The organism is Sporosarcina aquimarina (assembly GCF_019748715.1).
In the GTDB taxonomy this organism is placed as follows: domain Bacteria; phylum Bacillota; class Bacilli; order Bacillales_A; family Planococcaceae; genus Sporosarcina; species Sporosarcina newyorkensis.
The window spans coordinates 1-352 of record NZ_JACLBZ010000050.1 but is presented as its reverse complement, the minus strand read 5'-3'; the positions used below and the strand labels follow the sequence as shown (position 1 = coordinate 352).

The 352-nt window shown below is 39.8% G+C and carries 1 rRNA gene; it reads left to right on the top strand.

Annotated elements, in window-relative coordinates:
• Positions 1–97 precede the first annotated feature (97 nt).
• A 5S ribosomal RNA gene (rrf, locus tag H7J92_RS17420) occupies positions 98–213 on the top strand.
• Positions 214–352 lie beyond the last annotated feature (139 nt).

The window sequence follows — 352 nt, the reverse complement described above, 5'->3', positions numbered from 1 at the left end:
CAGTTTTGAGTGAACAAAAATTCACTAAAAAACTAAAATAACACTTGCTTTATTTGAAATAAGTGTTATAATAGTAAATGTCCGACGAAAGGACAAGTCTGGTGACGATAGCGAAGAGGTCACACCCGTTCCCATACCGAACACGGAAGTTAAGCTCTTCAGCGCTGATGGTAGTAGGGGGCTTCCCCCTGTGAGAGTAAGACGTCGCCAGGCAATCACTTTCTTTTGATTTGCAATCTACAATTTAGTATTTCATACATAATAAAGTGGTCATAGAAAATGAAGGAATTTAGCAGACATAGCAATGCGAAGATTATCGCAATTTTACCCAGGAGGATTAGCTCAGCTGGGA